At 69.8% G+C, this 17,899-nt stretch carries 17 protein-coding genes; 6 read left to right on the plus strand and 11 right to left on the minus strand.

The window, feature by feature from the left end:
• The 4 genes from AB0I51_RS16380 to AB0I51_RS16395 all read right to left on the minus strand — a co-directional run bounded on the left by AB0I51_RS16380 (position 1) and on the right by AB0I51_RS16395 (position 3,276).
• A complete protein-coding gene (locus AB0I51_RS16380) occupies positions 1-384 on the minus strand; it encodes a TadE family protein (RefSeq protein WP_362975520.1) in 384 nt (127 codons plus the stop codon).
• Positions 385-389: 5 nt separating this feature from the next.
• Positions 390-1,640, minus strand: coding sequence for an AAA family ATPase (locus tag AB0I51_RS16385; RefSeq protein ID WP_362975522.1), 1,251 nt, complete (start codon positions 1,638-1,640; stop codon positions 390-392).
• A gap of 9 nt (positions 1,641-1,649) precedes the next feature.
• The gene (gene cpaB / locus AB0I51_RS16390) at positions 1,650-2,363 is read right to left on the minus strand and encodes a Flp pilus assembly protein CpaB (protein WP_362975524.1); all 714 of its coding nucleotides are present in this window, start codon (positions 2,361-2,363) and stop codon (positions 1,650-1,652) included.
• A gap of 103 nt (positions 2,364-2,466) precedes the next feature.
• The gene (locus tag AB0I51_RS16395; protein ID WP_362975629.1) at positions 2,467-3,276 is read right to left on the minus strand and encodes a hypothetical protein; all 810 of its coding nucleotides are present in this window, start codon (positions 3,274-3,276) and stop codon (positions 2,467-2,469) included.
• A 379-nt stretch (positions 3,277-3,655) separates the two neighbouring features.
• Here AB0I51_RS16395 and AB0I51_RS16400 point away from each other — a divergent pair, with 379 nt between their 5' ends.
• Entirely contained in the window at positions 3,656-5,344 is a 1,689-nt protein-coding gene (locus tag AB0I51_RS16400) for a glycoside hydrolase family 18 protein (RefSeq protein WP_362975526.1), read from the plus strand.
• Positions 5,345-5,402: 58 nt separating this feature from the next.
• On the opposite strand, the gene AB0I51_RS16405 is transcribed toward AB0I51_RS16400, so the two are convergent.
• Positions 5,403-5,639, minus strand: coding sequence for an antitoxin (locus tag AB0I51_RS16405; RefSeq protein ID WP_362975528.1), 237 nt, complete (start codon positions 5,637-5,639; stop codon positions 5,403-5,405).
• A 246-nt stretch (positions 5,640-5,885) separates the two neighbouring features.
• Between AB0I51_RS16405 and AB0I51_RS16410 the strand changes: the two genes are divergently transcribed.
• From AB0I51_RS16410 to AB0I51_RS16420, 3 genes are all read left to right on the plus strand, one after another.
• Complete coding sequence (locus AB0I51_RS16410) at positions 5,886-6,404, plus strand: SigE family RNA polymerase sigma factor (RefSeq protein WP_362975530.1); 519 nt, start codon at positions 5,886-5,888, stop codon at positions 6,402-6,404.
• 52 nt (positions 6,405-6,456) lie between these two features.
• Positions 6,457-7,692 (plus strand): hypothetical protein, encoded by a 1,236-nt coding sequence (locus AB0I51_RS16415; protein ID WP_362975532.1) that lies wholly within the window; start codon positions 6,457-6,459, stop codon positions 7,690-7,692.
• A 151-nt stretch (positions 7,693-7,843) separates the two neighbouring features.
• Entirely contained in the window at positions 7,844-9,208 is a 1,365-nt protein-coding gene (locus AB0I51_RS16420; RefSeq protein WP_362975534.1) for a M14 family metallopeptidase, read from the plus strand.
• A gap of 12 nt (positions 9,209-9,220) precedes the next feature.
• On the opposite strand, the gene AB0I51_RS16425 is transcribed toward AB0I51_RS16420, so the two are convergent.
• From AB0I51_RS16425 to AB0I51_RS16445, 5 genes are all read right to left on the minus strand, one after another.
• A complete protein-coding gene (locus tag AB0I51_RS16425) occupies positions 9,221-9,865 on the minus strand; it encodes a hypothetical protein (protein ID WP_362975536.1) in 645 nt (214 codons plus the stop codon).
• Positions 9,866-9,940: 75 nt separating this feature from the next.
• The gene (locus AB0I51_RS16430) at positions 9,941-11,455 is read right to left on the minus strand and encodes a gluconate:H+ symporter (protein ID WP_362975538.1); all 1,515 of its coding nucleotides are present in this window, start codon (positions 11,453-11,455) and stop codon (positions 9,941-9,943) included.
• 128 nt (positions 11,456-11,583) lie between these two features.
• Entirely contained in the window at positions 11,584-11,988 is a 405-nt protein-coding gene (locus tag AB0I51_RS16435; RefSeq protein WP_362975540.1) for a RidA family protein, read from the minus strand.
• Between the two features lie 10 nt (positions 11,989-11,998).
• The gene (locus tag AB0I51_RS16440) at positions 11,999-12,760 is read right to left on the minus strand and encodes an IclR family transcriptional regulator (protein ID WP_362975541.1); all 762 of its coding nucleotides are present in this window, start codon (positions 12,758-12,760) and stop codon (positions 11,999-12,001) included.
• A complete protein-coding gene (locus tag AB0I51_RS16445) occupies positions 12,757-13,803 on the minus strand; it encodes a sugar kinase (protein ID WP_362975543.1) in 1,047 nt (348 codons plus the stop codon). Before AB0I51_RS16445 ends, AB0I51_RS16440 begins: the two co-directional genes overlap by 4 nt.
• Positions 13,804-13,941: 138 nt before the next feature.
• On the opposite strand from AB0I51_RS16445, the gene AB0I51_RS16450 reads away from it, so the two are divergent.
• Both AB0I51_RS16450 and AB0I51_RS16455 read left to right on the plus strand, forming a co-directional pair.
• On the plus strand, positions 13,942-15,219 hold the full coding sequence (locus tag AB0I51_RS16450; RefSeq protein WP_362975545.1) for an amino acid deaminase: 1,278 nt from the start codon (positions 13,942-13,944) through the stop codon (positions 15,217-15,219).
• Positions 15,220-15,380: 161 nt separating this feature from the next.
• Entirely contained in the window at positions 15,381-17,003 is a 1,623-nt protein-coding gene (locus tag AB0I51_RS16455) for a D-aminoacylase (protein ID WP_362975547.1), read from the plus strand.
• A 1-nt stretch (position 17,004) separates the two neighbouring features.
• On the opposite strand, the gene AB0I51_RS16460 is transcribed toward AB0I51_RS16455, so the two are convergent.
• The gene (locus AB0I51_RS16460; RefSeq protein WP_362975549.1) at positions 17,005-17,841 is read right to left on the minus strand and encodes a serine protease; all 837 of its coding nucleotides are present in this window, start codon (positions 17,839-17,841) and stop codon (positions 17,005-17,007) included.
• Positions 17,842-17,899: the final 58 nt, after the last annotated feature.

Below are 17,899 nucleotides of genomic sequence, written 5' to 3' on the forward strand. Positions count from 1 at the left end.
TCAGTTCGTCGCCTCCTCTACGGCGCCCGCGTGGGCGTGGACCGTGAAGGGGAAGGCGATCGAGCCGGGGAAGAGGACGGGCACCTTGAGCCTGACGTCGGCCGTGACGTAGCCCGTGCCCTGGCAGGTCACCTCGGCGTCCCCCCTCCACGCGGCGGACAGCTTGCTGAGGCCCGCCTGTTCGCAGGCGGCCTGGCGCTCGCCCCGGGTGGCCGCCGTCCCCGCCCGTACCGCCTCGTCGGCAGCATTCCCCGCGAGCGTGTAGGTGTACCCCACCAGCACGAACTGCCACATCAGCACCAGCGTCAGAATGATCAGCGGAGTCATGCCGAGGAACTCGATGGTGACCTGGCCCCGGTCTCTCCTCAGGACGGACATACGCATCCCCCTCACTCCCTACGACGCCGGAAGCTCACCGAGCCGCGATCGCCGCCGCCCCGCGACCGGCCGCCCTTCTGGGCGCCTTCGGGTACCTTGACGAGTCCGAGTTCGCCCGCGAGAGCCCAGAGGGCCTGTTTGACCACGCTCTTGTTGTCGAGTTCGTGGAGGCGGCCGGCGTCCACCGCGCCCTGGAGTTCCCGGAAGTTGGCGGGGATCGCGGTGGCTGCGACCGCCGTGCCGGTGATGCGCTGGATGAGGGCGGGCTGGATCTCCGTACCGCGGGTGTGCCGGTTGACGACGATGGTCGTCTCCTCGGCCTTGCGGATCTGCAGCCGGTCCCACATGCGGACGGTGCGCTTCGCGGCGCGTACGGCGACCACGTCCGGGGTGGTGAACAGCAGGGCCGTGTCGGCCATTTCGACGGCCGCCGCGCTCGCGCCGCTCATCTGGGCGCCGCAGTCGATGACGACGACCTCGTAGCGGGAGCGCAGCGCGCTGACGATCTGGCGGGCGGCCCGGTCGGTGACCTCCTCGCCGCGTTCGCCCTCGCCGGGGGCGAGCAGCAGCGCCACCCCGGTGTCGTGCCGGAACACGGCGTCCGCCAGGACGCGCGGGGAGATGTCGGTGATCGCGGCGAGGTCGACGACGGAACGGCGGAACTGGACGTCCAGGTAGGAGGCGATGTCGCCCGTCTGGAGGTCCATGTCGACGAGCGTGGTGGTACGGCCCGACGTCTGGGCGGCGAGGGCGAGTTGGATCGCGGCGAGGGTCGCGCCGACGCCACCCTTGGCGCCGCTGACCGTGACGACGGTGCCGCCGACTCCGGTGAACACGTCGCCGCCGTGGCCCAGATGGCGCCGTACGCCCACGGACCAGGCGGCGACTGCCTGGACCCGGGTGGCCAGCTCCTCGTAGCTCAGCGGCAGGGCGATGAGGCCGCGGGCGCCTGCGTCCATGGCGGCCTGGAAGAGGCCGGGGCTGGCGTCCGTGGTGACGAGGATGACGCCCACCGCCGGGAAGCGCAGGGCGACTTCGCGGACCAGCTCCAACGCCGGGACGGGACCGATGCGTTCATGCACCACCACGACCTCGGGCAGCTCGTCGACGGACTCGGCGGCGAGCCGGGCCAGGGTGTCGATGAGCTGCGTCGAGTCGGCCACCGGGGCCACCGGGTCGGCGTCCGGGAGCTGGCTGAGCAGGGTCGTGATGGCGCGGATGGCGTCCGCGTCACCGACCGCCGGAAGAATCCTGGTGGGCATGCGGGCCTCTCACTTGTCCTTCGCGAGTTCGTACGTCCGGTCCTGCTCGGGCACGGTCGTATCGGTGCCGGGCGCCACCAGTGCCAGTCGCACCCGCTCGGCGAACGACTCGGCGTAGGTGACGCGCTGGGCGTCCAGCGTGGAGAGCGCGAAGGTGATCGGGACGGCGTTGGTGGACTGCTGCTGGTTCTTGTCGCTGTTGCTGCCCGGGTCGAGGGCGGTGATGTGGCCGACGTCGATGACCTTCGCGTTGGTCACGATGATCTTCGACTGGTCGGGATCGCCCTCTTTCGCGCCCGCGAAGGTGGCGTAGACGTTGACCGTGGAACCCGGGTAGATCTTGCCTGCGACGCCGGTGGCCGCGTCGATCATGATGGCGACCTCCTGCTGCCCGGGCCGCAGGGCCGGCTGGTCGACGATCATGTCGGTCTGCAGCAGGGAGCCCCCGCGCAGGGTGGTCACCGCGATCTTGCCCTGGATCTGCCGGAGATCGGTCACGGCGTTGTCCGACAGCCACCGCTTGGGCATCTCGATCTTCTTGAACTGGGCGGCGGTGAGCGTCGTGTAGGGCGCCACGTTGTCCTTGACCTGGTAGGCGGCGACTTCGGGGCCGACCTTGGACTTCACGTCGCTGATGACGGAGAGGACGCCGGCGAACGCGCCGAGGGCGCAGAGGACCGACAGGAGCAGGAGTATCACGCCGCGGCGCTGACGGGAGTTCATGAACCGTACAACCTCATTGGGGATATCGGTCGAGCGGAAATGAGCGGATCGAGCCGGGTCGAGCGGGACCAGGTGCTGTAAGCGTGTCCTGTGAAGGGATGACTTATCCGCTGGGCGTTTGGTTCTCGTGAACGGGCGGTGTTGCCGAGCAGAAGACACAACGGTCGCCGATGACGTCGATACCGCACCAATGGCACACGGACTGCCGTACCGAGGTGACCAGTTGGTACAGCACCGACAGGTCGGGCAGATACGTACAGAACTCGATCAGTTTTCCCGTGCCCCACCAACTCGCCGACTCGGCGGGCAGGGTGGTCTCACGGAGCCCCATCGCGTTCCAGGCCGGGGCGAGGGTGGTGCCGATCCAGTCGGACTGCAGCTGGCCCTTGGCGACCAGCATCCAGGTGCCGAACTCCGGCCCGGCGAGGGCGACTCCGGGGCCGACCCTGACGAGCTGCGGCTCCGGGTGGGCGATCACCGCGAACTGGCTGCCGGGCACCCAGGACTTGGCGTGCGACTTGAGGCCGACGGGGACCCGGTCCAGCCTGGCGACCGAGCCGAGGACGGCGCCGGCGTGGATGTAGTGGGTGAGCAGCCGGCCCGCCGAGGCGAGCACCCCGGGGCTGAGGTCGCAGGACGCGAGCTGCCTCAACTGGCGGGCCAGTACGGCGAGTCCGAGTGGGGGGAGATTCGGACGGAACAGGGCGATCCGGTCGGTCTCCAGGATGGACCGGATGGTGTGCAGCCGCCGGTCGACGCCCTCCGAGACGGCCTGCGAGGACACGACGACGACATGCCCGTGCTGGTCGATGAGGGTCTGCATCTCCGACAGCACCTGGTCCAGCGGCCGTTGATCCAGGTCCCGCAGCACGACGGCGGGCACGGTTCGTTCGTCCTGTGGCGGCAGCGCCATGTCGGCGCTGGTCACGGCAATGGCAGTTGGCACGCGCAGCTCCCCGTCTCACGCCTGTCGGCTTTCCGGTATTACTCCGGTACGCCGAGTTGACTTCACTGCGTGACTACCTCAGCACTGTATCCACGCCCCTGTGACCGGAGAACAGCGTTTCGGTAGCTGTCCCGCAACTGTCATTGCGCACAACACGCCAAAACGGGGCAGGTCGAGCAGCCGATCGTGGCCGGGGTACCGAATCCACCGCCGGAGAAGTTGGTCTGGACCTCTTGACAGCACAATTGGTCTGGACCAACTCTGGACTCCAGCGGTGGCCACCGTCGACAGCCCCCAGTCCCCTCCAACTCCCCCACCGGAGGCATCAGTGGACCGCGCACCAGGCATGCCCGCACTCAGGAACAGACGTCTGTGGGCCGGGGCCGCCATGGCCGCCCTCGCTCTCTCCTTCGCGGGCACCGGCCAGGCGTCCGCCGCCGACATCAACAACGCCAAGAACGCCGGCTTCGAGTCGGGCCTGACCAACTGGACCTGCACGGCGGGCAGCGGCACGACCGTCCCGTCCCCCGTGCACAGCGGCGCGGCGGCCCTGAAGGCCACACCCGCCGGGCAGGACAACGCCCAGTGCAGCGAGTCGGTCGCGGTCAAGCCCAACTCGACGTACACGCTGAGCGCCTGGGTACAGGGCGGCTACTCCTACCTCGGCGTCACGGGCACCGGCACGACGGACGTGTCGACCTGGACCCCGGACACAACGGCCTGGAAGCAGCTGTCGACGACGTTCACGACGGGCGCCTCGACCACCTCCGTCTCCGTGTACACGCACGGCTGGTACGGACAGGCGGCCTACTACGCGGACGACATCTCGGTCTACGGCCCCGACGGCGGCGGTGGCAGCGACCCGGCCCCGACGGTCCCCGCGACCCCGACGGGCGTATCCGTGTCCTCCACGACGTCCTCCTCGGTCTCCCTCGCGTGGAGCGCGGTGTCGGGAGCCACGGGCTACAACGTCTACCAGAACGGCACGAAGATCACGGCGGTGACGGGAACGTCCGCCACGGTCACAGGACTTGCGGCCTCGACCTCGTACTCCTTCCAGGTCACCGCGACCAACTCGGCCGGTGAGTCAGGGAAGTCGACGGCGGTGACGGGCACGACGACGGCGACCGGCGGAGGTGGCGGCGGCACCCTGCCGAAGCACGCGGTGACCGGCTACTGGCAGAACTTCAACAACGGCGCGACCGTACAGAAGCTCTCGGCCGTCTCCTCCCAGTACGACATCATCGCGGTGGCCTTCGCGGACGCGACCTCGACCCCGGGCGCGGTCTCCTTCGCGCTCGACTCGTCCGGTCTCGGCGGCTACACGGTCGACCAGTTCAAGGCGGACATCGCCGCCAAGCACACGGCCGGCAAGAAGGTCGTCATCTCGATCGGCGGCCAGAACGGCACGATCTCGGTGAGCGACTCGGCATCGGCGACGAACTTCGCCAACTCGGTCTACTCCCTGATGCAGACGTACGGCTTCGACGGCGTCGACATCGACCTGGAGAACGGGATCAACGCGACCTACATGACACAGGCGTTGAGGACCCTGTCCTCGAAGGCGGGCTCGTCCCTCATCATCACGATGGCGCCCCAGACCATCGACATGCAGTCGACGTCGAACGCGTACTTCCAGACGGCCCTGAACATCAAGGACATCCTCACGGTCGTCAACATGCAGTACTACAACAGCGGCACGATGCTGGGCTGCGACGGCAAGGTCTACGGCCAGGGCACGGTCGACTTCCTCACGGCCCTCGCCTGCATCCAGCTTCAGGGCGGCCTCTCCCCGTCCCAGGTGGGCCTGGGCCTCCCGGCCTCGACGAGCGCGGCCGGCAGCGGCTACGTCTCCCCCACCATCGTGAACAACGCCCTCGACTGCCTGACCGCCGGCACCAACTGCGGCACCTTCAAGCCGTCGAAGACCTACCCCGACCTCCGGGGCGCGATGACCTGGTCGACGAACTGGGACGCCTCGGCGGGCAGTTCGTGGTCGAACTCGGTGGGGGCGCACGTGCACGCGCTGCCGTAGCGGATCGTGTTGAACGGGGGTGCGACCGGGCTGCAGGTCGCACCCCTCCGCGTTGCGCCTACTCCGCCGGCCGGTCCTTGCCGTCGGCGTTCCCCGCGTTCTCGGCGAGCCTGTCCAGCAGTGCCTGTGCCTTGTCGACCGCGGTGTCGATCTGCTCGCTGTGTTTGCCGTCCGTCTTCTCGTCGATGAGATCACCGGCCTTCTCCAGCCCGTCGGAGATCCTGTCCCCGTGCTCCTCGGCGATCTCCTCGGCCTTGTCCTTGAGCTTCCCCAGGTCCCCCAGGTTGTCGAACACGGCAGATCCCCCCGCTGCAACGGCCTTACACGGTCAGGGACATGGTCCTCACGACAGACCTCGGAGAACAAGGTGGCCCCGGCGCGACCGCCCCGGCGGACGGAGGCGCGGGGAGGGCGTGTTCGGGGCGCGGTCGTCCCGTGTCGGCGTTCCGTGCGGTACGGCCTGAAACATTTCTGTGGGTCCGCCGCATCAATGGAGTGAGGGCGGTGCGGGCAACAGCCCGCGGGGGCAGGGGGAAACGGTATGAGACGACAGGGACGCGCCGACGAGTACGCGGAGTTCGCCGCCGCACGCGCCGGGCATCTCTATCGGTCCGCCTGTCTGCTGACCGCCGGGGACACGCATCTCGCCGAAGACCTGGTGCAGGAGACCCTGGGCAAGCTGTACGTCGGCTGGGGGCGGATGTCCCGGATCGGCAACCCCGCCGGGTACGCGCAGACCGTCCTCACCCGTACGTTCCTCGCCCACCAGCGGCGCCGCAGCAGCACCGAGCGCGCCACCGACGTACTGCCCGACCGGGCCGACCCCGGCGGCTCCGGCGGTGACACCCCCCTGCGGCTGACCCTGCTCCAGGCCCTGTCCCGGCTGCCCGCCAAGGACCGGGCCGTGGTCGTCCTGCGCTACTGGGAGGACCGGTCCGTGGAGGAGACCGCCGACGTCATGCACGTCAGCTCCGCCGCCGTACGCACCCGCTGCGTCCGCGCGCTGGGCCGGCTGCGGGAACTCCTCGGCGAGAACCTCGACGAGTACGCCCGTCCCTGACCGCCCCGCACATCCATCCCGCCAGCTCCCCTATGCGAAACGGTGGTTCGCCATGCCCGACGCACACTCCAGCGACAGCGCCGACCCCTTCGAGACACGGCTCGCGGCCGGCCTCCGGGACGCGGGCGGCGCCTTCGAGACCGACCGGGCCGCGCTCGTCACCGCGGGTGCTCTCAAGGGACGACGGCGGCTGCTACGCCGCCGGAACGCCGCCGTGATGAGTGGCGCCGCCGGTATCGCGCTCGTCGGCGTCGGCACGGCGCTGCTCCTGCCGAGCGGCTCCCCCGACGCGCAGGGTTCCCCGGCCGCCTCCACTCGCGCCTCCTCCGCCCCCGCTCCTGTCCCCCGCCAGACCCTGATCAGCATGCTCACACGCCTGGTGGGCAACGGCGCGTACTCCAAGGTCGAGGCCCGCGGCACGGACGAGGGACCGGCGCCGTACGTCCATGCCGTCTACGACGACGGGAACGGCAAGTCGGCCGTCGAGCTCAACCTGGGCCGGTTGAAGCCGGGGAGCGACGAGGCGCGGCAGGCCACCAAGTGCCCGGCGAAGGTCTTCACGCACTACGACGCGTGCCGCACGAGCCGGCTGGCGGACGGATCGGTGGTCATGGTCCTTCAGGGGTACGAGTATCCCGACCGCCGGGTGGACACCAAGTTGTGGAGGGCCGAACTCGTCACTCCGCAGGGGCAGCACGTGAGCGTGAGCGAGTGGAACGCCGCCGCCGAGAAGGACTCACCGATCACCAGGAGCCAACCGCCGCTGTCTCCCGCCCGGTTGACGAAACTCGTGGCTTCGAAGGTATGGCGGCAGGCCATCGACGCGATTCCCGAGCAGACGCCGACGGCGACCCCGGCACCGGGCGACACCGCTTTCGGTGCTCCCGTCGCCCCAACCCTCAAGAGCCTGCTGCCGAAGGGGCTCACGGTCTCCGACAGCAGCGGTGACGACACCGGGTTCGGGTATCTCGTCGTCGACGACGGCAAGGGCAGGAGCCTGGTCCAGGTCAACGTCCAGGCGAACATGTCGGACGTCGAGGGCGACCTCTTCGGCTCGGACGCCGAGGTCCTCTCCGACGGCACGAAGGTCGCCACGCACCAGGGGCCCGGCGAGAAGGGCGGCGCGGGTGTCGTGATGTGGACCGTCGACACCATCCGTACCGACGGCATGCGCGTGGTGATCAGCGCCTTCAACTCCGGTGCCCAGGACACCCCTTCGACCCGGACGGCCCCGGCCCTGACGATGAAACAGCTCCGGGAGATCGCCCTGAGCCCGAAGTGGCGGTAATCCGGCCACCGACTTTGGATGCTCTTGACCTGACCATGCCAACACATCAACATAGGCGCCACACAGGAAGACCCATGGAAACTCCCCACCCGCACGCCGTACCTCACGCACGTCGCACTGAAACACCCCCCAACTCCAGCAAGGAGATTTCATGCGACTTCGCATACGCGGCTCGGGCGCCCGGAGCGGCAGACGCACCGCCGCGCTCGCCGCCCTGATGGCCCTCGCCCTCGCCGCCCCCGTCGCGGAGACGGCCACGGCGGCGAAGGCCACAGCCGACAGCGCGCACCAGGCCTCTCCTGCCGCGGACGACATCCGCCAGTACGAGATCCACGTCGACCACAACACCCCGGTCACGCGTACGGCCATCGCGGCGGCCGGCGTCACCGTGGACGAGTCCGACGAGGAGACCGTGGTCGTCTCCGGCCGCGCCGCCCAGATCAAACAGCTGCGCCAACAGGGCTACGACGTCTCGCTGTTGGGTTCGGCACCCGACCGCTCCTCGGCGGCGGACGGAGCACGGCTCCTCGACTTCCCCTCGGCCGACTCGAAGTACCACAACTACGCCGAGGCGAACGCGGAGATCGACCAGCGGCTCGCCGCCTACCCCGGCATCATGAGCAAGAAGGTGATCGGCAAGTCGTACCAGGGCCGGGACATCGTCGCCATCAAGGTCAGCGACAACGTGGCCACCGACGAGAACGAGCCCGAGGTCCTCCTCACCTTCCACCAGCACGCGCGCGAACACCTCACGGTGGAGATGGCGTTGTACCTGCTGCGCGAGCTGGGCGCGGGCTACGGCACCGACTCCCGCGTCACGAACATCGTCAACAGCCGCGAGATCTGGATCGTGCCCGATCTCAACCCGGACGGCGGCGAGTACGACATCGCGACCGGCGCCTACCGGTCCTGGCGCAAGAACCGGCAGCCCAACTCCGGTTCCAGTTACGTCGGTACGGACCTCAACCGGAACTGGAACTACAAGTGGGGCTGCTGCGGCGGCTCTTCGGGCTCCACCTCCTCCGAGACCTACCGGGGCGCGTCCGCCGAGTCGGCGCCCGAGGTGAAGGTGGTCGCGGACTTCGTGCGCGGCCGGGTCGTCGGCGGGAAGCAGCAGATCACCGCGGGCATCGACTTCCACACATACAGCGAACTGGTGCTGTGGCCCTTCGGCTACACGTACTCCGACACCGCCACCGGGATGACCGCGGACGACGCCGCCGCGTTCAAGGCGGTCGGCCAGAAGATGGCCGCGAGCAACGGGTACACGGCCGAGCAGTCCAGCGACCTGTACATCACGGACGGTTCGATCGACGACTACCTCTGGGGCACCCAGAAGATCTTCGACTACACCTTCGAGATGTACCCGACGTCCAGTTCCGCGGGCGGGTTCTACCCGCCCGACGAGGTCATCGAGCGGGAGACCTCCCGGAACCGGGACGCGGTGTTCCAACTGCTGGAGAACGCGGACTGCATGTACCGGTCCATCGGCAAAGAGGCCCAGTACTGCGGCTAGCCGGCAGTCCGGCTAGTCCTTGCGGACCTCGGCCTCCGCCTCGGCGAGCGCCGCTTCGTCCACCTCGGCGGACTCGTCGTCCGCGTCCTCGTCGCCGTCCTCGAAGTAGGCGTCGAGAACCGCGTCGAGCTGCGTCTCCCACTCGGTGAACCGGCTCCTGGCCGCCGCCTCGATCTCGATCGGGTACCAGCGGCGGTCGGGAGTGTGCACCGTGATGGTGAACCGCTTGCCGAAGCGCGGGGTTTCGGTCTCGACGGCGCCGATCTCGTCCCAGCGGAACTCGCAGCTCTGGTCGTCCAGGCGCAGTCGTACGCCCTTCTCGTCCGCGACGATCTCCGCCCGGCGGTCGGATGCCTCGAAGACGGGACCTTCGGACTCGTCGTCGGAGCCGGCGTCACCCGTCTCCTCCTCGGAGTCGTCCGCGTCGGAGTCATCGGCCTCGGCGACGGCCTCCTCGGCCTCCGCCTCCCCGACCGAGGACTTCTCGGTCTCCGGCTCCTCCGCCTCGGTCTCCACGTCCTCCGCCTTCTTGTCCTCCGGTTCGTCGGAGGACACGGCGGGTGCGGTGAGCCCGGGAATGAAGGCCGGGTCGAATCCGGCGCCCGTCACGGGCTCGCCCTTCAGGGGCTGGCTGCTCGAACCTATGCGCTGCTCCACAGCGGGCAGTATGGTCGACGATCCTGTGTCGCACACAGCCAGCCCCAACTTTGTTATCAGACGCCTACAAGCGGCTTACACGAACACACTGAGCACAGCCGCCACCGCGAACCCCGCCACCGACAGCACCGACTCCAGCACCGTCCACGTCTTCAGCGTGTCCCGCTCGCTGATCCCGAAGTACTTGGCCACCATCCAGAAGCCTCCGTCGTTGACGTGCGAGGCGAAGATCGAGCCCGCCGAGATGGCCATGATGACGAGCGCGGCGAAGGCCTGCGAGTGGTCGCCCCCGGCGAGCAGCGGGGCCACGATGCCTGCCGTCGTCACGATCGCGACCGTCGCCGAGCCCTGGGCCACGCGCAGGACCAGGGAGATCAGGTAGGCGAGGACGACCACCGGGAGGCCCACGTCGTGGAAGGTGTCCGAGAGGGCCTGGGCGACGCCGCTCGCCTTGAGGACCGCGCCGAAGACCCCGCCCGCGCCGACGACCAGGATGATGTTGCCGACCGGCTTGAGGGACGCGGTGGAGACGGTCTCCAGGGACTTGCGGGACCAGCCCCGGCGTAGACCGAGGAGGTAGTACGCGAGGAGGAGCGCGATGGTCAGGGCGACGAAGGGGCTGCCGAAGAACTCCACCACCGAGCGGCCGGATGGGGGTCCCCCCGGCTCGGAGCTTGTCGGAGAGAGAGGGGGAGGGTCGAAGGCGATCGACGAGAAGGTGGCCGCCAGGATCAGGACCAGGGGCGTGCCGATGATCGCGAGGACCGTGCCCAGCGCCACCGGCTTCTCCTGCGGTACGACACCGGACGCGCGCTGTTCCTCGATGACCGCCTGCTTCGCCTCGGCCGCCGCCTCGACCATGTCCTGCGGTACGGCGACGAAGATCCGCTTGCCGATCCAGGCCGCGTAGGCCCACGCGGCCAGTACGGCGGGGATGCCGCAGACGATGCCCATGAGGATGACCCAGCCGAGCTGGACGTGCAGCAGACCGGCCGCAGCGACCGGGCCGGGGTGCGGCGGGAGGAACGCGTGGGTCATCGACAGGCCCGCGAGCAGCGGCAGGCAGTAGAGCAGGATCGACTTGCCGCCGCGTTTGGCGGCCGCGTACACGATCGGCGCGAGGACGAAGATGCCGACGTCGAAGAAGACCGGGATGCCGAAGATCAGGCCGGTGAGGCCCATGGCGAGGGGGGCCCGCTTCTCGCCGAACAACCCGAGCAGCCTGGACGCCAACACCTCGGCGCCGCCGCTGACTTCGAGGATCGCGCCGAGCATCGTGCCGAGGCCGATGATGATCGCGACATGGCCGAGGATGCCGCCCATGCCGGACTCGATGGTGGAGACGGCGTCGGAGCGCTGGACGGTGCCGAAGAGTTCGGTGACGGACAGGCCGGCCAGCAGGCCCACGGTTATGGAGACGGCGAGGAGGGCCACGAAGGGCTGGAGTCTGACCTTGATGATCAGGAAGAGCAGGAGCGCGATCCCGATGGCGGCGACCGTCAGCAGGCCTGCGGTGCCGTCGAGGAGGAGGAGCAGGCCTCCGGTGTGGGGTGGGGTCGCGGGGGCGGGGGCGGCGAGCGGTAGGGACATGTGGGGGTCCTCGGGGTCGTAAGAGCATGGGACTTTCGGGCAGGGGGGATCGCGGCACGGCACCCAGAGGGGCGCCGAACCGTTGTACGGTGTGCGGGAGTTGAGGGAGTGTCAGCTCAATGGGCCGATCAGCCCAGGACGGCCAGCGCGTCGATCTCGACGAGCAGGCCGGCGGGCAGGCCGACGTAGACCGTCGTGCGCGCGGCTGGAACCTCGACGCGGTTCTCGAAGTACTCGTTGTAGATCGCGTTCATCTCGGCGAAGTGGTCCACGTCCGTCAGATAGACGCGGATCATCATCACGTCCTCCCAGCTCGCGCCGCCCTCCTCCAGGATCGCCTGGACGTTGGCGAGGGTCTGAAGGGTCTGCTCGCGCAGGGTCGGGCCGGCCGGCGTGGGCGGCCTGCCCTCCTCGGCGGGGAGGAAGCCGACCTGCCCCGCGACCTGGAGGATGTTCCCCTTGCGGACGCCGTGCGAGAACTTCGCGGGCGGGGCGGTGTGGGTCTTGGGGGTGAGAGCGGTCTTCTCGGTCATACGAGGTCCTTCATACGGTGTCCTTGACGGGTGTTCTGCCGGAGTACTCGCCGCTGATGGCGTCCGCCGTACGACGGACCAGGGGGAGCAGCGTGAGGAGTTCGTCGGCGGTGACGACGACGTTGGGCGCGGAGACCGACATCGCGGCGACCACACGTCCGTCGGCGCCCCGGATCGGCGCGGCGACGCAGTTGATGGACTCTTCGTGGCCGCCGAGGTCGGTGGCCCAGCCCTGTTCCCGCACCTTCTCCAACTCCAGCAGGAATGCGGGGGCGTTGGGGGTGGAGCGGGCGGTGTACATGGGGTATTCGAGCTTGTCGGCGAGGACTCGCCGCTCGGCCTCCGGGAGGTCGGCCAGGAGCAGCTTGGCGACGCCCGCGACGGTGATGGCGACCGGCTTGCCGATCCGCGAGTACATGCGCACCGGGTAGCGGCTCTCCACCTTGTCGATGTAGAGGACCTCGTTCTCCTCGTACACCGCGAGGTGCACGGTGTGACCGCACTCTTCGTTGAGCCGCACGAGATGGGGGTGGGCGATCTCGCGGATGTCGAGGTTCTCCATCGCCTCCTGGGCGAGGGCGATGAGGCGGGCGCCGAGGCGGTAGCGCTGGTCGGACTGGCGGTAGACGAGGCCGTGCTCGTGCAGGGTGCGCAGCAGCCGTAGCGCGGTGGACTTGTGCACTTCGAGGCGGTCGGCGACCTGGCTGAGGTCGGCGGGGCCCTCGGCGAGCAGCGGCAGGATGCTGAGCGCGCGGTCGACGGTCTGACTCATGGCGTACGTACCTCCTCGTCGGCCCGGTCGGCTGCGTCGGTCCAGCCGGGGCCGAGTCGAAGTCTCCCCCACGCGGTGTCGTCGAGGGCGACCAGGCGGTCGGCGTGGTCGCGGACCGGGGGCGCGGCGAGGTCGCCGGGGACGGTGAGGGCTGCGGCGGCCGTGAGGTGGCCGTGCCGCAGCCGGTCCCGTACGGGCAGTCCCCGCAGGGTCGCGGAGAGGAACCCGGCGGCGAAGGCGTCCCCGGCGCCGACCGCGGCCACGACGTCGACGTGCGGCGCGGGCACGAAGGTGACCTGCCGCTGGTGGAAGACGGTGGCCCCGCGCCCGCCCTGCTTGACGACGAGCGTCTCGGGGTCGGGGAACGCTGCCCTTACGGCGTCGGCCCCGACCAGTCCCCAGACCTCGGCGGCCTCGTCCTCGCCGACGAAGACGAGGTCGGCGCCGCGCGCCAGCTCCAGCAGCACGCCCGGCCCGTCGGCCGAACGCCCCAGCGCGGGGCGGTGGTTGACGTCGAAGGAGATCAGCGGGCGGTGCGCGCGGAGCGCGGTCAGTTCACGGACCAGGCCGAGGCAGCCGGCGGAGAGCATCGGGGTGATCCCGGACAGATGCAGCACCCGCCCGGCCCGTGCGGCGGCCAGGTCCACGTTCCCCGTGGCCATCGCGGAGGCGGCGGATCCGGCCCGGTAGTACGCCACCTCGTGCGCGTCGGTGGCCCGGTCCCCGGCGGTACGGAAGTAGATGCCGGTGGGGCGCACGGGATCGCGCACCACGGCGGACACATCCACCCCGTACCCGCCGATGGTCTCGACGAGATGGTCCCCGAAGCCGTCGGCCCCCACCCTGCTGACCCACCTGGCCGTGTGTCCGGCCGCCGCCAGCGCACAGGCGACGTTGGACTCGGCGCCGCCGATGGCGCGGTCGAAGGACGGTACGTCGGCGAGGCGGCCGGGGCTGCCGGGTAGGAAGGTGACCATGGACTCGCCCAGCGCTACGACGTCGACGACGTCACGGGCGGCGGTGGACTGTCCGTCGGCGGTCACGATGGTGATGGCTCCTCGTCGGTGCACCGGTTTGCGGCGGCTCCGTTGACCCGGTGTTGGGCGAGATGTTAGACAGCGGTAAGCGATATACGCAATGAAGGTTGCAAGGATTGCAACAGTCCAGCTCAGGGAGGTCATATGGTCCGCGACACCGGTACCGAAGCGCTCGCCCGGCTCGCCGGGGAACGTGTCGACCACCGTTTCAAGGGCCTCCCCCCGGACGCGGACGGCCGCACGCTCGCCGAGCTGGCGGCCGAGCGCCGCAACCTCTTCACCGGCGGCTTCACCACCCCCGTCCTCGCCCTCTCCGCCGAGCGCCTGGAGCACAACCTCCGCCTCATGGAGACCTACGCGACCCGCCACGGCCTCGCCTTCGCCCCGCACGGCAAGACCTCCATGGCCCCCCAGCTCTTCCACCGCCAACTCGCCCACGGCGCCTGGGGCATCACCCTCGCCGTCCCCCACCAGGTGCGCGTGGCGAGGGAGTTCGGGATCGACCGCGTCTTCCTCGCGAACGAACTCGTCGACCCGGCAGCCCTGAAGTGGATCTCGTCCCAGCTCGACGCCGACCCGGGCTTCCGTTTCATCTGCTACGTCGACTCGGTGCGCGGGGTCGAGTTGATGGACGCGGCCCTGCGCGGCGCCGCCCGTCCGCTGGACGTCGTCGTCGAACTGGCCGCCGGCGAGGGCGCCCGCACCGGCGTGCGCACGGAGGCGGAGTGCGCGCTGGTCGCGGACGCGGTGGCCGCCGCGGAGACTCTGCGGCTGGTCGGGGTCGCGGGTTACGAGGGCGAGGTACCGCAGGCGGACCCGGAGCGGGTGCACGCGTGGCTGCGCCGGCTGACCGCGCTCGCCGTGGACTTCGACAAGGCCGGCCGCTTCTCGGACACGGACGGGATCGTGGTCAGCGCGGGCGGCAGCGCCTGGTTCGACGCGGTGGCCGACGTCTTCGCCGAGCTGCCCGAACTCTCGCTCCCCGCCCTGAAGTTGCTGCGCTCGGGCGCCTACGTCTCGCACGACGACGGCCACTACCGCAAGCTGACCCCCTTCACCCGCGTGCCCGAGGAGGGCGCGCTGGAGCCCGCGTTCCGGCTCTGGGCGCAGATCGTCTCCCGCCCCTCCCCCGAGCAGGCCTTCGCCAACGCGGGGAAGCGGGACGCGGCCTACGACCTCGACCTCCCGCTCGCCCAGGTCGTCCGCCGGGACGGCACCGAGCGCCCGGCGACCGGCATCGAGGTCACCGGTCTGTCCGACCAGCACGCCTGGCTGCGGACGACGGCAGAGGCGGACCTGGAGGTGGGCGACTGGGTCGGAATGGGCCTGTCCCACCCCTGCACGTCCTTCGACAAGTGGCAGCTGATCCCGGTGGCGGAGGCGGACGGGACGGTCGTCGACTACGTCCGTACGTACTTCTAGAGGCCCCGACTTCTAAGCGGACCTGGTGAAGTCGACTGCGGTTCGGCAGCGCCCCAAAGGGGCGCGGGGAACTGCGCGACCAGCCACGACGGCGCTGCGGCCGAAAACCGACCTCTAACGCACATCCAGCGAAGCGCTTAGCGGCCCCTGGGAGGCATCGCATGGAAGAGCTCGTCATCCGGGACGCGGACGTCGTCGACGGCAGCGGAGACCCGTCGTACCGCGCCGATGTGGTGGTCGACGGCGGCCGGATCGTCTCGATCGTGCGGGAGGCGGCACAGGCGGGCTGTCAACGCCCCAAGGCGCGGCGGGAGCTGGACGCGGAGGGGCTGGTCCTCTCCCCCGGCTTCATCGACATGCACGCCCACAGCGACCTCGCCCTGCTCCGCGACCCGGACCACAGTGCCAAGGCCGCGCAGGGGGTGACACTCGAAGTCGTCGGCCAGGACGGGCTGTCGTACGCCCCCGTCGACGACCGCACACTCGCGGAGGTGCGCCGGGCGATCGCCGGGTGGAACGGGCACGGCGACGACATCGACTTCGGCTGGCGGTCGGTGGGCGAGTACCTGGACCGCCTGGACTCTGCTTTCGACGGCCGTGGAATCGCCGTCAACGCCGCCTACTTGATCCCGCAGGGCACGGTCCGGATGCTCGCCGTCGGCTGGGAGGACCGGGAGGCCACGCCCCAAGAGCTGGACAGAATGCGGCAGTTGGTCGCCGAGGGCCTGGAGCAGGGCGCGGTCGGCATGTCGTCCGGGCTGACCTACACGCCCGGCATGTACGCCAAGGACTCCGAACTCACCGAACTCTGCCGGGTGGTGGCGTCGTACGACGGCTACTACTGCCCGCACCACCGCTCCTACGGCGCGGGCGCGCTGGAGGCCTACGCGGAGATGGTGGAGCTGACGAGAGAGGCCGACTGCTCGCTCCATCTCGCCCACGCCACCATGAACTTCGGCGTGAACGAGGGCCGGGCACCGGAGCTGCTGGCCCTCCTGGACGAGGCGCTGGCGTCCGGCGCGGACATCAGCCTCGACACCTACCCCTACACCCCCGGCTGTACAACTCTCGTGGCGATGCTGCCGAGCTGGGCGAGCGAGGGCGGCCCGGAGGAGATCCTGAAGCGGCTGGCGGACGACGCGACGGCCGACCGTATCCGCCACCACCTGGAGGTGACCGGCTCGGACGGTTGCCACGGGGTGCCGATGGAGTGGGACACGATCGAGATCTCGGGGGTCGCGGATCCCGCGCTGGCGGACCACGTCGGCCGCCGCCTCGACAGCTGGGCCACGGCCCGGCACCTGCTCCTGGCCGACCGGCTCGCCCCGTCGATCCTCCAGCACGTGGGCCACGAGGAGAACGTCCGGCAGATCATGCGGCACCGCGTCCACACCGGCGGCTCGGACGGCATCCTCCAGGGCGCCAAGCCGCATCCGCGGGCGTACGGCACTTTCCCGGAGTATCTGGGGCGGTACACAAGGGAGTTGGGCGTGCTGTCCCTTGAGGAGTGCGTGGCCCATCTGACGTCCCGCCCGGCGGCCCGCCTGCGCCTGCCCGACCGGGGTCTGGTCCGCGAGGGCTACAAGGCGGACCTGGTCCTGTTCGACCCGGAGACGGTGGCGGCGGGTTCGACCTTCGAGGAGCCGCGCAGACTGCCGACCGGCATCCCCCATGTCCTGGTCGACGGCCGTTTCGTGATCGAGGACGGCCGGCGGACGGACGTACTGGCGGGCCGGTCGGTCCGTCGCAGTCCCGTGCGACGGAACGCCAACCCCCTTGCGTGAGCTACGGCTTGGGCAGGGTGCAGCCGCTCGCGCTCAGGGCGAGCACGTTGGCCGAGGTGAAGCAGGCCGGGATGTTGTAGGTCTCCTCGGCGTAGTTGATGCCCTCGCGGACGGTCACCGTGCCGTTCTCGTCGACCTCGCACGGGTTGTCGACGGTGCAGGTCTCGCCGTCCTCGTTGCCCGTGTTGTTGACGGCGACGACCTGGCCGGTGCTGGTGTCGACGACCGGGGAGCCGGAGGTGCCGCCGATGGTGTTGCAGGCGGAGGTGTAGCGGACCGAGTCCTTCCAGGTCCAGTCACCCTCCTTCAGCCGGTACACGAACCCGTCGATGTTGCAGCTGTAGATCGTCTTCCAGTAGCCGGAGACGACCTTGATGGCGGTGCCTGCGGTCGGGTGCGTGGCGCTCACGGTGAGCGGGCTGATGCCGTACGCGCTCTTGATCGCCGCGTACGTGGTGGTGGTGCGGTAGATCGTCACGTCCGTGTCGGTCATCGTCGAGTAGACGACCTGGTTGGCGCGGAGTGTGGCGACCTTGGTGCCGGTCGAGTTCAGCAGCCCGAAGGTGCGGCTGGAGGACTGGCCGGTGATGACCTGGCCGGCCGCCGGGAAGCCGGTCTCCAGGCAGTGGCCGTTGGTCAGCACGAGGGCCGGGGAGGTGTCGGTCGAGTTCGGGAAGCGGATGACCGAGCCGGAGCAGTTGCTGAGCGAGACGGTTCCGGCGAAGTCGACGGTCACGGCCGCCGCCTTCGGTGCCGCCTGCGGCGCGGCGACGGCGGGTGCCACGCCCGCCCCGGCGATGGCCAGGCCCGAGAGTGCGGCAAGGAGAGGCTTGTTCATGTGGGGGTCCCCTCTGGAGACGTGAGCGAGCGGAGATCTTCCGGTCGCTTCTTGTCTT

This window comes from Streptomyces sp. NPDC050549, from assembly GCF_040655035.1.
Taxonomy (GTDB): Bacteria; Actinomycetota; Actinomycetes; order Streptomycetales; family Streptomycetaceae; genus Streptomyces.